Here is a 13,038-nt window from a genome sequence, read left to right on the forward strand (position 1 = left end):
ATCCGGAAATAAAACGCCTCCTGCGGCAAAGGTGTAAGTTCGGAAAGTTTACACTAAAGCCTGCAAGAGGCGAAAGGATTCCTTTTTTAAATCAAGTTTTAGACTTTAATTATAAACGATGCTTCTGCATCACAACTGCGTTTAACCAAGAGCACATCTCCGGTCATTTGTGTATCTGCAAATTGAAAGCTCTTCGGGCCATCATGAGAGAATAACAGGACCTCGTTTTCTTCTCCCCTTTTCACTTCAAAGGCTGTAACCTCACCCTTCGACATCTTCTCTGAACGCGTGTTATAAACGTCCACTTCACGGATTTCCATATCAGGCTTTTCATGATCTCGATAAGGGTTCAGTATGGTGACGAACGTCGTCTGTCCGCTCCCTTTTTGTCGACTTACCATTTTCATAGCCTTCGATTTTTGGTTGTAGTCTCTGGAAATCCAGCAGTCTTCTTGAGTAATTGAGACATCCTGAAGATAGGTCATATCCAAATGCGCCCCTTCTCCTCCCTTGACTTGAATCTTACCTTTGGAAGAATCATAATGAAGGCTCGTATGTTCAGCGAAATGGAAGTGCTGGGCAAATTCATGGACATGCCTGGACTTGAACGTATCGACCAGCACCCAATAATGTGGCTTGACGAACAGCATCTGCCGCTTGACCTGGACAGGGTCCTCAAGCCTCAAATATCCATTGTGACCACACTGGACGTAATCGAACTCCTTATTCCCTCTCCAGAAGCTGTCCACAGGCTGTGCGACATCTTCCCAATGCCATGAATCAAAATACGTGGAAATCGAGCGCCCATCCACACTACAGGTGTTGTGCTGGAAAGACTCTTTGAAATACTGACGGTATTGATCCTCCTTGTACGTGTACCGCCCTGGATCAATGATCATATCCGATCCATGCGCAACTAAATCGAAATGGAGAAAATCATCGTGGCCATGGGCCCTGATGATATCCATTTGGCCACCATCAAAAAGGAGGTAATGCTCGTCAGGAGACCATCCATTCCGCATGATGGTATATCCACTTTGCTCCAGATGAGTCGAGCAAAAAGCTGGTTCAGCTGCATCCATTCCCTCATACACATCAAAGCCCTCTTTCCCGTAATACCAAAGGCCTTCAAAATCCAGGACGTCATAACCCTGATGCTTCAAATCACTTCTTTCATACAACAGGGCACCGCGGCTCAACACATCTCGGATGTCCGTATGGTCACTGTCACTTGTCATCGGTTGATAACCACTCGGCTTGACGAAAGAAAGCGAAGCCGTAAACATTCGATTCAGCGTATCCTCCATGATGGCAGGAATGGACCGTTGATTTTTTCTTGCCAGCAGGACCGTTTCAAATAAACAGTGCAGGACTTCATGATGATACATAGGGCTTTGTTCATTGTGCATTCCATCTTCAAAAACTTGAAGCTGACACATATTGACCATCCGCTTCACAGCTAGCTCCATCCATTGGTCTGAGCATTCAATCTGAGGAAATAACAAGGCGATTTGGAACAAGCCATTCGTCTCTAAAAATCCCCAGTTGCTTTGCTGATCATGAGCGGTATAGGCGATACTCAAATATTTTCCATGAAGAGCCAACGCCTCCTGGAACAGCTTTTCTTCGGCCTCTCCCCACTCCTCAGATTCTCTGACACAGAAATACCCCTTTATCCAGTTGCATATTCTGATGCCGCTGTCGAGTTTCCTCCAGGTATCCTTGACATTGTAATGACGGGACCGACTCTCGAGTATTTCTTTTTCTGTCAATGGGTTCTGACGGATCCAGTCTTTCATCAGGCGGATATAATGGCTCGCAAAGCTCTTTTCACCGGTTAACCAATAAGCCTGCCCGAGTTCTGCCATGAAGCGCGCGCGGTTCAAGTTCACCGTCCACTCGAAATCGTTCTGAAACTGAAACGTCCAATCGATGTTAATTGAAAAAGTGACCGGTGTTTCACAGCGTTCCATGTCCCACCGGTGAGTAAATACAAACGTGTTTTCACTAGCCAGACGAGCCCGTTCAATCACTTCATCCGATTCACCTCTCCAGTATTGGAGAGTCAGGTCCTTGATTTCATTGCGATCTTCACTTGAATAAAAAAATCGCCGTACGTCTGTGGATGGATGGATGCGTCTCTCATTTGAAAAAGTCGACATTATAAAACCCCTGATTGAATGTGATTTCTTACGAATGCATTATCATGTAAATGGGGGTAGTCTTCATGAATGCGATCGATTTCTTTTTCCTGCCCTGGGCTGAGCCGCTCGTGTTCCATTAGACATATACGTTCACGCAATAAGCCTTGGCGTCTCAATATCTCATTGATCCCGGCAATACTTCCTTTAAAACCATTCGCCGCATCAAAAATAGCCGCATTCGCATCCGTCAGTTCCGCCCCTGCCGTTAACAACTCAGCAGGAATGAGCCCGTCCTGTTTCGCTTCTTTTGCTTGCTCAAGCAGCGTAACTGCTTTAGAGGTCCAGACCGCCCATTGTCCGAGGAGCCCGCCGACAATCGGTTTCGATACAACGTTTCCTTCGACCCTAAATCGAAAAGTCGTCAAAAGATCATCCACAATATGATCATCATTCCCGGTGTACAAAGCGATGTCATCCCTTCGTTCCGAATGGCACACGGCTCTCACTACATCAATGGTTTGATATCGGTCAAAGGGAGCCAATTTGATGGCATACACACCTGGAATATCGGCGAAAGCACGCCAGAATTCATAAGAGAAAACACGCCCGCCTACAGCCGGCTGGAGATAAAAACCGAAGACCGGCATGGTCTCTGCCACGGTCTTTACTCGTTCTAAATGCTCTTCTTCACTTAAATGGGAAAGACCTCCCATGCTGACAAGCGCAAGGTCATACCCCAAACCTTTGGCTATTTTCGCTTCTTCCTGCACTTGATCCAGCTCTCCTACGACGCCAGCCACTTTAATGAACGGGCGAGTCAGCTTGGCCTTATTGATTTCTTCAATGGCCATCCGCAGCACCGTTTCGTACAAATCAATGCCTTCGTTCCTGATTTCAAATTGAGTCGTATGGACACCGACCGCGACTCCACCGGCCCCGCTTGAGATGTAGTAATTCGTCAAAGCCCGCTGCCTTTCTTCGTCCAGCGTACGATCTTTGTGCAGAGCAAGCGGGTGGGCCGGAATGACCGTCCCTTCATGAAGCAACGTACGAATGGAGGATGATAAGTTTTGTGCCATCAGTACTGCCCCTTTCGTTCTTGAAAGTGGGTCGGTTTATCCAACACCTGTCCCTGACCTTTCACCCAATCCGCCGTCCAATCCAGCATTTGACGGATGCCGATGTTCGGGTATCCGAAAACCTCATGAGCTCGAGAAGCATTGCTCAACAGGGCCGTCTCCTGCTCCTCCCCAGTAAAAACCGGCTGCTTGTGGAGCTTTTCACCAAATCTCTCTGCGAGCCATCTGACAGATAGTGTCTCAGGCCCCGTAATATTCAAGGTGGCGGGAGGAGAGTCACAATGTAAAAGGGAACGAATGGCAACCTCGTTCGCATCCCCCTGCCAAATGACATTCACATGCCCCATGTTCAAATCGATCGGAGTGCCTTCATTCACCGCCTTGGCGACTTCCAATAAAACACCGTACCGCAGATCAATCGCATAATTGAGACGGAGATGTAACAAAGGCGTTCCATATTTATGAGAAAAGTGCGTGAAGACACGCTCCCGCCCTAAAACGGATTGGCCATATTCGCCGACTGGTCCTGTGGCATGCTCCTCCGAAGCCCCGCCATGACCGACCGGAGTCTGAGGATATACATTTCCTGTGGAAAAGGAGACGATCCTGGAATTTTTGAACTTCTCCGCCACTCTCCCAGGTAAATAAGCATTCATCGCCCATGTGAAATGTTCATTGCCGGTCGTCCCAAATTTGTTCCCTGCCATGTAGATGACATTTTCTATATCAGGTAAGGCCTGAAGTTCTTCCTCTTTCAATAAATCCGCAGCAATGGTCTCAATTCCATGTTCATGAAGCTCTTCCTGCAACGTTTCATTAGAAAACCTCGAAACCCCTATCACCTTTTTCTGCACTCCTGCCTGGTCAATCGCATGTTTAGCAAGTTTCGCTAACGTAGGTCCCATTTTTCCTCCTACCCCTAAAATCAATAAATCTCCGTTGATCTTCGTAATATCTTCAACTAACGCTTCTGACGGCGTACACATGACTGATTCGAGTTCTTCTATCGTTTCCACATTGAAACCTCCTCATAATATTCAACCTCTTATAAGAAAGTTTAGATAACCGCATTTGTTAAAACAACGACTTAAATATGTCCTTTTTTATTCAATGAAGAAAGACAGGTGTGTCGTACACCAAAAGAAAACCCGTGATTCATATCATTCATGAACCACGGGTTTTCTCATACTGCTTTCCATATTCCTTCCTCATATGAAAATAATGAACAAGCCGGATTGTCGGGCGGATGAGCATTTGAATACTTCCGAGGACAAAGAGCGTCACACCCCAGGTTTTCAAATGTTCAAAGTAAAAGAAGATACTACCGATCAAGAACCATAGTCCAAGCAACACATCATTGATGGTATAAAGAATATCGTATGTTTTCTTAAAAAAGACATCATGTTTCCCTACATGAAGATCGATGTATTTCTGTTTTTCTGATTTTTGGTTCGACATCCTCACACCTCCTATTAGAACCCTTCCCTCTACCAATTTGTTTTATAACGAGAAAATCCTTCATTTGTTCATTACACACAAATGTAAGCGCTTATATTTTGTTGTTTCAACGAATGTTTATGATTGAAAACGTGATAGGGTAGAACATGGACATTATCAAAGACCGCCCTACATAGACGGTTGCAACAGGATTAGGAGGGTAATCATGCTAGAGATATTGAACCAGATCAATGATGTTCTATGGGGAACTCCCAGTTTGGTCCTGTTATTCGGGACAGGGTTGTTTTTGACCATTATGTTAAAAGGGCTGCAGTTCAGTAAGCTGTTTTATGCCTTTAAACTCGCATTTACGAAAGAGGATAAAACCGAAACCTCCAAGGATTCCCAGGGGGATATCAGTAATTTTAAAACTTTAATGACAGCGCTATCAGCAACAATCGGAAACGGAAATATCGCGGGTGTCGCTACAGCCTTGACGCTTGGTGGGCCCGGGGCAATTTTCTGGATGTGGATCGTCGGCTTGTTAGGAATGGCAACCAAATACTCGGAAGCCCTCCTTGCGATGAAGTATCGAGTGAAAAATGAAAACGGAGAGTATTCCGGTGGGCCAATGTATTATGTAGAACGAGGGATCGGCAAGAAGTGGAAGTGGCTTGCGGTCGCCTTCGCGTTATTCGGTGCCTTTGCTGCTTTAGGAATCGGAAACAGTGTGCAGTCCAATACCATCTCAGATGTTATGACGGAAAGCTTCCATATTAATGGCTGGTTTACAGGGGCTGTGCTTGCGATTTTGACGGGGCTGATTATTTTCGGGGGCATCCAGAGGATCAGTACAGTGGCCGGATTTTTTGTTCCGATCATGGCTTTTCTTTATATTGGTGGTGCTCTATTCATCATCATCGCCAATTACGAAGCGATCGTCCCTGCTTTTGAAATGATCTTCCAATACGCATTCAGCCCGGTTTCCGCCGCTGGTGGATTCGCTGGTGTTGTTGTGATGGAAGCCGTCAGAAGTGGTGTATCACGAGGGATTTTCTCAAACGAAGCTGGTTTAGGTACAGCCGCATTGATTGCTGGAAACGCCAAAACCGATCACCCAGTAAAACAAGCGCTCGTTGCCATGACAGGTACATTCATCGTGACGATCGTCGTTTGTACCATGACCGGACTTGTCCTGATCATGACTGGATTCTGGGATCCTTCCGGTGGAGCGATATCAGGAGTTCAACACGCGACCGGCCTGGACGGCGGCGCGCTCACGAGTGCAGCGTTTGGACACGCACTAGGAACTATAGGTGAATACATCGTAGCCTTTTCCGTCATCTTCTTCGGCTTTTCAACGATTGTCGGCTGGTACATGTACGGAGAGAAGTGCTTCGAATATCTCTTAGGCTTGCGCTACATCGTACCCTATCGTTTCATCTACATCACTGCAACCTTTATGGGTGCCGTTATGCAGCTTGACCTTGTATGGGCGTTTGCGAATATGGCCAATGCCTTGATGATGATTCCGAACTTAATCGCTTTATTGCTTCTTTATAAAGTGATTGTGAGTGAAACAAATGATTACTTTCATAATTATCTCCACCATCAAACGTACACGCGTTCCAAAGCAAGCTAGGTGGATATTAAAACAACCTGTCTACGGACAGGTTGTTTTTTTCTTTCTATATTAAATATTATGAAGACCCCTCTTCTACTTATCCCTTTAATCCATCTCTCCAACCAAGAGAAAAAGCAAAAGGGCATGCACCGAAGCTACGAATACCCCTGTACTACTCTTCAAAAGTAGAACCCTTCCCATTTCGTTTCTAGCATGTATCAGCAACTAGTCGGGGTGGTCCATCACCTAGATCTCAATATTAGTAGATCTTTTTGAGTGGACGCAGCACATCTCTAACTGCATCTGCTGAACGATCTAGTGAGTCTTTCTCTTCATCCTTCAGCGGCAATTCAATGACACTTTCAATGCCGTTTCCACCAAGAATCGTCGGCACGCCTAAGTAGATGTCCTCATAGCCGTATTCTCCTTCTAAGTAAGCAATCGAAGGCAGAATTCTCTTCTTATCCTTCACAATCGCTTCAGTCATTTCTACAAGAGAAGCGGCTGGTGCATAATAAGCACTTCCTTGACCGAGAAGGTTAACGATCTCTCCTCCCCCTTTTCGCGTACGTTCTACGATATCTTGGAGTTGGTCTTCTCTTAATAGTTTATCGAGTGGGATACCGCCCGCATAGGAATAACGGACAAGCGGCACCATACTGTCCCCGTGACCCCCTAGTACGAAGCCTGACACATCTTCAACAGAAACGCCTAGTTCTTGAGAGACAAAGGTGTTAAAGCGTGCCGTATCCAGGACGCCAGACTGACCGATCACGCGGTTCTTTGGAAAGCCCGTCGTCTTGTAACAGACATAGGTCATCGCATCGACAGGGTTACTCAGGACGAGAATATAACTATCGGGTGCATATTTTTTCACGTTTTCAGAGACGTCTTTCATGATTTTCGCATTGGTTTCTACAAGCTCATCCCGGCTCATTCCTGGCTTTCTTGGAATCCCTGCGGTGATGATGACCATGTCGGCATCTTGAATGTCTTTATAATCAGAGGTTCCTGTAATATTTGAATCAAACTTTTGTACAGGGGATGCTTCCAACATATCAAGCGCTTTCCCTTTGGTTGGGTTCTTCATCGATGGGATATCAACGAGGACAACGTCGCCTAATTCTTTTTGTGCAATCATGAGGGCCGCCGTGGTACCCGTATAGCCTGCTCCGACAACGGCAAATTTATATCGCTTGAATGTCATGTCTCCTGCCTCCTATCACTGTGCTTCACTTTCTTCGTTGTTTGTTTCATTCCCTTGGTCTTGGGATGTTGCTTTCTTTCTTCGCTTCGGAGCTGCCTTAGGTTTTGGCTTTGAAGATGGACTGGAAGTTTGATTTACGCTTTCCTTCCCGTCCTTTGTGAGAATCACCCCAGTTTCGTCGTCCGGATGTGGAATGACGTGATATCCTACAAGTTCCCCTACACGATTCACTGCTTCTTTTCCTGCATCGACAGCTGCCTGAACAGCACTCACATCGCCTTCAACGAGAACCGTTACCAACGCAGCATCAATTTTCTCCTGCTTCACAAGCGTGACATTGGCCGCTTTTACCATGGCATCTGCCGCCTCAATTGAACCAATGAGCCCTCTCGTCTCAATCATGCCTAAAGCTTTAGCCATTTGCTCCACCCCTTTCTACTTCGACGGAATCGATAATACCAATAATTAATGCATCAATAGGAATAGCCGGGCCCTCCTGCAAATGAGAGCTTGCACTTCCTCTTGTGACCATCACCTTATCGCCCACCCCAGCTCCAATCCGGTCAACCGCTACAAAGGTTGAAGCTTCCGGAGTGCTTGCTGGGTGATCAGGCTTCACGACTAAGAATTTGAGACCGACGAGTCCGTCTTCTTTTCTTGTCGCCCAAATATTCCCGATAACTTCTCCTACAACCATACATCCAACCTCCTAGGACTCCTCGATAGAAATGGTAAGGTTTGCTTCTCGTGCTGCATCTTTTGCTAGAGGAGTGACAATCGTTTCTTTTGAGATGTGAATGTCGTTGTAAAGCCATTCACTCACTTCCTTTTGAGTCAGCAGCTTCCCAGCGTAATAAAAGGGAGAACTTGACGTTTCCCCGGGAGGAAATAACACGTCTCCTGATGGCAATACAGAAACCCTAAACGAAAGCAAAACTTCTTTATAGGACCGCAAACGTTCAACATAAGGAGCGGGGATTCCCTCCGAAGGTGTGAAAATCCAGTCCAACGATCGATCCAATCGAAAGTGAACCGTTGTTCCGCTACTCACCAACTTCGAAAAACAACGACTTTCCGCTGTATCCGCAAGGCCGAGCGCGCTCTTCACAAACAAGTCCTGATCAACGTGAGGGAACAACGCATGAGAAGGAAAATCAAGACCTTCTACATCCTCAGGCTTTATCCAGTTCAAATGCCAGCTGGATTTCCACTCCTCTAAATCTTCCGTAACCCCTTCTGATGTAATGACATGAAGTGTGGGTTTTGAAACAGGATCATGACCTTTTTCCTTTAGAATCTCCGCCACAATTTCTTTAATCAGCTTTCGATCATACATAGGTGGGCGCACCCTTTGTGAGTATTCCTTTTTGACCAGTCTGGATTGCCCCTGCATTGGCTTCATCTGTATCGATATGCATCTCTAATTGATACTTATCCGAAACACGGATCACCGTTTTAGAAAAACGGACAGCACGTCCTTGGTTATTGACCGCAACCTCTACCACTTCCCCGTCTCTCACTTGAAAACGATCCGCATCATCTGGGTGCATATGAATGTGTGCTTGAGCTAAAATCAACCCTTCTTCGAGATACAAACTCCCTTTCGGACCTATAATTGTGAAAGGACTCGAGTTCTTTGTCTGTCCGGATTGCCTGATCGGAGGTTTCACTCCCAGCTTAAAAGCATCGGTTTGACTCACTTCAACCTGCGGTGAGCTACGTAGCGGTCCAAGAATTCTTACCTTGGCTATACTTCCTTTCGGTCCTGCGATCGTTACCGTTTCGTTGGCAGCAAATTGACCGGGTTGAGAAAGAGGAGCTTTTTCACTCAATTCATACCCTTGGCCAAACAGGGTTTCTAAACTAGCCTTGTCCAAATGACAATGTCTAGCTGAGACCCCAATCGGGACCTCGCTAGACGTATGGTTCGAATGCAAGAGTTCCTGCATCACTTCTTCTACAATCGATTCTAAGTCTTCTCGAGCCATTTTGTTTCCTCACTTTCCTTACCTATACTTAAAAATAGGTAAGTAGATGTTTGAAAATCTATTTATTGTGCGGCGTCGATTTTTGGAAGAATGCTTTCCAATTCGTTGTGTGGACGTGGGATAACGTGTACGGATAGTAACTCTCCTACTCGTTGAGCGGCTGCGCTTCCCGATTCAGTAGCCGCTTTAACGGCTCCTACATCCCCACTTACTAGAATCGTCACAATTCCTCCACCTACATGGATTTTTCCAACTAAGTTTACGTTTGCTGCTTTCACCATTGCGTCTGCTGCCTCTACGGATGCTACTAAACCTTTCGTTTCGATCATGCCTAATGCGCCATTCAATGCCATTGTAAATTCCTCCTAAGTTTTATTGATATTTTTGTAATACTTTACCTACAATTGCAGAAACCTTCTGTGGATCAACCTCTTCACTATCGACTTTCTTTAACACTTCAGAAATCACTTTCTCTAAATCATTCTCTTTAGGATCCGCTTGTTTAGGTGGCTGCACAGATTCGGATGGCTTCGGAATCTCCACATCTTTCACTCCATAAGCGAGCCTCTTGATATTTACTAAATGCCGGGCTGTAATGTTATCTGACGTGATATTCCCTCCATAAGAGCCACACCCCAGCGTCAACGAAGGTTTTAAATTCGTTGTCGCCCCGACCGCTCCTATACTGGAAAGAGTATTAACCATCAAGCGGGAAACCGGCATTTCATGTCCAAACATTTCAGCAATTTGATCATCGCTTGTATGGATGGAGAGACTGTGACCCCGCCCTCCTAAATTCAAAAGCTCGATGCATTGGGCTTTCGCCTGATCCACATCTTTCACCGTATATAAAGCAAAAACGGGCGAGAGCTTCTCTAGTGAAAAGGGGACATCTTTTCCTACTCGCGTTTCTTCTGCGATGAGCACCCTTGTATCGCTTGGGACTTTCACCCCTGCCATTTGTGCAATGGTAGTCGCCGGACGCCCAACGATTTTCGGGTTGATCTTCCCAGGTGCTGGAGAGATGACGGCCGCTACTTTTTCTTTCTCCTCACCCTCTAAAAAATAAGCCCCTTGATTCTTCAATTCTCTTACCGTCATTTCTTTAATATTTTGATCGACGACTATCGCTTGTTCGGTGGCACAGATCGTTCCATTGTCAAATGTCTTACTATCCATGACCATTTGGACCGCTTTTTTCACCTGACAGGATTTCTCCAAATATACAGGGACGTTTCCAGGACCAACCCCATAGGCTGGCTTTCCTGAACTATAGGCAGCCCTGACAAGTCCACCTCCACCTGTAGCCAAAATGACACTCGTATCTCTATGCTGAATCAACTCTGTCGTCGCCGGCATCGAAGGCTTGGAAATCCAACCAACAATGCCCTCAGGTGCGCCCGCTTGGACGGCAGCCTCATGACAGATCTTCAACGCTTCAATCGTGCATTTAACAGCGGAAGGGTGAGGGCTGACTACAATCGCGTTCCTCGTTTTTAATGAAATCAATGTTTTATAGATGGCTGTCGATGTCGGATTCGTAGTTGGGATGATCGCTGCAACGACACCAAATGGATAAGCAAACTCAGTGATTTTTTTTGCAGAGTCTTGATGGATAATCCCAACGGTCTTTTCATTTTTTATGGATTCATAGACATCTTTCGAACCAACCTGGTTCTTAATGGTTTTATGCTCGACCACCCCCATGCCCGTCTCTTCCACGGCCATTTCAGCAAGGTCTCTCGCTTTTTCGTGGGCGGCTTCCGCTACCGCGGTCACAATACGGTCGACTTGTTCCTGGGTAAACGATTCATATTCTTTTTGAGCAGCTTTCGCTCGTTTTAAAGCGGTTCTCATTCCTTGGATCGACTCTAAATCATAATCCAATTCCATAAATCCTACACTCCCTTCTGATCCTTACGTACGCTTGGGTTGGTTGGCGATTTCCAACACGGCCTGACGAAACGCGTCAGCTGCAGCCATACAGGAGGATTGTGATCCTGTGAGTAACCCGCCCCCGAAGTTGGTTTCTGTTGGCGGTCCATAAAAACAGGCCAGCTCAACATCAGAAGCTTTTAAAGCTGCATCCAGCCCGTATGTCGCTTCCAATGGCGGAGCAATGACATAAGCAAGGGCCTGTCCCTCAGGAATGCCAGCTTCTTTAGATAAGAATGTTCCTGTACTTGATACCACATGGGCAAACAAACTGTGCGTTTTTTCTTCATTCAATGCCTCAAAATAAGCTCCACCATCGATAACCTGATGAATAGCCTCCATCGCACTCTTGACTTCATCAGGATCTGGTCCAGCAACGATGCCCAAGAATTCTCCAGACAAAGGACCGGAGGCGTGATCGGCCCCTGCGTAAAAAGATCGGGCGTAGACGACATCAACCGCTGCCTTTTTCGTCGCTTCATCCAAGGCGGTCACTCCAACATCATCCATGGTGACAGTGAATAATCCGAGGCTGTTTTGTGAGGTTGATAGATTTAATTTCTTGGAAAGCTGTGGATCAACATTTGGAATCACCCGGGCTGAAAGAACTTCTGCATAGATAGGTTCTAACTTCATCGTCTCTCCTACCTTTCCTTTTTCACAAGCTCGACGCCACTTGCTTTGTAATTTAAGATCTTTTCAACGACTCCCCCTAAGTAAGCTCCCGCCTCCACCGGCGGAATGCCTCCACGGTGGATGTTTGAAACCACCTGACGTTGGGATTCGATCGTACCAACCCTTGGTTTATAGCAGAGATAAGCACTCATCGATTCTGCACTAATCAATCCAGGGCGCTCTCCAATGAGATAGACAATGACTTCTGGTTGAAGTTCTTCTCCTACATCATCCATAGCTGCCACGCGTCCTTTCTCTATGAAAAAGGGAGTCCCAACATCAAGGCCGAGGCTCTTTAAAGACTGTTGCAGCGATAAATACACATCCTCTAAGTTCTCATCAATCGCTTTTGAACTTAAACCGTCGGACACGATAATTTGAACTTCGGGATTTTTCAGGCACTTTTCTCGGATGATCTCTTTCGACTCTTCCGAAAGCTTTCGTCCATAATCCGGTCTTCGGATATAGGTTTCTTGGTCCGTCACCTTCGTGTTCACGACAAACAAATTCAGACTTTCTAACAGGCTGCGATCAACATTGCCGTAGACCGCGTCTACCGCTGCCGCATGGTCGTATCGGAAGCGAAGCCAGGTGTCCGTTTTCGGCCTTACGCCTGCCCGTCCCACGCCAATTCTGGCAGGAGTTTTACTCTTCAATTCTTTCAAGTCGTCCTTTTCATCACTTTCCGGAGTCGAAGAGGTGTCGGGTTCGGGTTTTGGCTTCTTCTTCTCTGATTGATTGGGAAACTTTGAAAGGACCGCTCTTCCTTCGACCTCATCATCAGCATCGTCTGCAGACGCTATAGACTCAAACTGGTGGTTGGCGGATGTGTGATCCCATATTTTCACTTCCGATGTTCGGGAGTAAGGTTGTGTTTTTTTATCCTTCATTTTCTCCATGACAAGCCGAGTGACTTTTTCAATGGTTTGCTGATCCATTTCCTTCACCT

The 13,038-nt window shown here is 46.2% G+C and carries 14 protein-coding genes; 1 reads left to right on the plus strand and 13 read right to left on the minus strand.

Features of this window, described 5'->3' with window-relative positions; genetic code table 11:
* Positions 1–98: 98 nt before the first annotated feature.
* The 4 genes from VKA52_RS09775 to VKA52_RS09790 form a co-directional block, all read right to left on the minus strand.
* Complete coding sequence (locus VKA52_RS09775) at positions 99–2,162, minus strand: alginate lyase family protein (RefSeq protein ID WP_326315472.1); 2,064 nt, start codon at positions 2,160–2,162, stop codon at positions 99–101.
* On the minus strand, positions 2,162–3,223 hold the full coding sequence (locus VKA52_RS09780) for a dihydrodipicolinate synthase family protein (RefSeq protein ID WP_326315473.1): 1,062 nt from the start codon (positions 3,221–3,223) through the stop codon (positions 2,162–2,164). The genes VKA52_RS09775 and VKA52_RS09780 overlap by 1 nt, the downstream gene beginning before the upstream one ends.
* Positions 3,223–4,239: an NAD-dependent epimerase/dehydratase family protein gene (locus VKA52_RS09785; RefSeq protein ID WP_326315475.1), complete on the minus strand. Its 1,017-nt coding sequence runs from the start codon at positions 4,237–4,239 to the stop codon at positions 3,223–3,225. Before VKA52_RS09785 ends, VKA52_RS09780 begins: the two co-directional genes overlap by 1 nt.
* A gap of 148 nt (positions 4,240–4,387) precedes the next feature.
* Positions 4,388–4,681 (minus strand): YrhK family protein, encoded by a 294-nt coding sequence (locus VKA52_RS09790; protein WP_326315477.1) that lies wholly within the window; start codon positions 4,679–4,681, stop codon positions 4,388–4,390.
* A 205-nt stretch (positions 4,682–4,886) separates the two neighbouring features.
* On the opposite strand from VKA52_RS09790, the gene VKA52_RS09795 reads away from it, so the two are divergent.
* On the plus strand, positions 4,887–6,302 hold the full coding sequence (locus VKA52_RS09795; protein WP_326315479.1) for an alanine/glycine:cation symporter family protein: 1,416 nt from the start codon (positions 4,887–4,889) through the stop codon (positions 6,300–6,302).
* 241 nt (positions 6,303–6,543) lie between these two features.
* Here VKA52_RS09795 and mdh read toward each other — a convergent pair whose 3' ends face one another.
* The 9 genes from mdh to eutC all read right to left on the minus strand — a co-directional run bounded on the left by mdh (position 6,544) and on the right by eutC (position 13,027).
* On the minus strand, positions 6,544–7,491 hold the full coding sequence (mdh, locus tag VKA52_RS09800) for a malate dehydrogenase (protein WP_326315481.1): 948 nt from the start codon (positions 7,489–7,491) through the stop codon (positions 6,544–6,546).
* Between the two features lie 15 nt (positions 7,492–7,506).
* A complete protein-coding gene (locus tag VKA52_RS09805) occupies positions 7,507–7,911 on the minus strand; it encodes a BMC domain-containing protein (protein WP_326315483.1) in 405 nt (134 codons plus the stop codon).
* Positions 7,904–8,188, minus strand: coding sequence for a EutN/CcmL family microcompartment protein (locus tag VKA52_RS09810; protein WP_326315485.1), 285 nt, complete (start codon positions 8,186–8,188; stop codon positions 7,904–7,906). Before VKA52_RS09810 ends, VKA52_RS09805 begins: the two co-directional genes overlap by 8 nt.
* Positions 8,189–8,200: 12 nt before the next feature.
* Positions 8,201–8,827, minus strand: a complete 627-nt coding sequence (locus tag VKA52_RS09815; protein WP_326315487.1) for a hypothetical protein — start codon at positions 8,825–8,827, stop codon at positions 8,201–8,203.
* Positions 8,820–9,479, minus strand: coding sequence for a phosphate propanoyltransferase (locus tag VKA52_RS09820; RefSeq protein WP_326315489.1), 660 nt, complete (start codon positions 9,477–9,479; stop codon positions 8,820–8,822). Before VKA52_RS09820 ends, VKA52_RS09815 begins: the two co-directional genes overlap by 8 nt.
* 62 nt (positions 9,480–9,541) lie before the next feature.
* Positions 9,542–9,832, minus strand: coding sequence for a BMC domain-containing protein (locus VKA52_RS09825; protein ID WP_085028730.1), 291 nt, complete (start codon positions 9,830–9,832; stop codon positions 9,542–9,544).
* A gap of 19 nt (positions 9,833–9,851) precedes the next feature.
* Positions 9,852–11,372, minus strand: coding sequence for an acetaldehyde dehydrogenase (acetylating) (locus VKA52_RS09830; RefSeq protein ID WP_326315494.1), 1,521 nt, complete (start codon positions 11,370–11,372; stop codon positions 9,852–9,854).
* Between the two features lie 24 nt (positions 11,373–11,396).
* A complete protein-coding gene (gene eutL, locus VKA52_RS09835; RefSeq protein ID WP_326315496.1) occupies positions 11,397–12,050 on the minus strand; it encodes an ethanolamine utilization microcompartment protein EutL in 654 nt (217 codons plus the stop codon).
* An 8-nt stretch (positions 12,051–12,058) separates the two neighbouring features.
* Positions 12,059–13,027, minus strand: a complete 969-nt coding sequence (gene eutC / locus VKA52_RS09840; protein WP_326315498.1) for an ethanolamine ammonia-lyase subunit EutC — start codon at positions 13,025–13,027, stop codon at positions 12,059–12,061.
* Positions 13,028–13,038 lie beyond the last annotated feature (11 nt).

This window comes from Halobacillus sp. HZG1 (assembly GCF_035818575.1).
Lineage (GTDB): Bacteria > Bacillota > Bacilli > Bacillales > Halobacillaceae > Halobacillus > Halobacillus litoralis.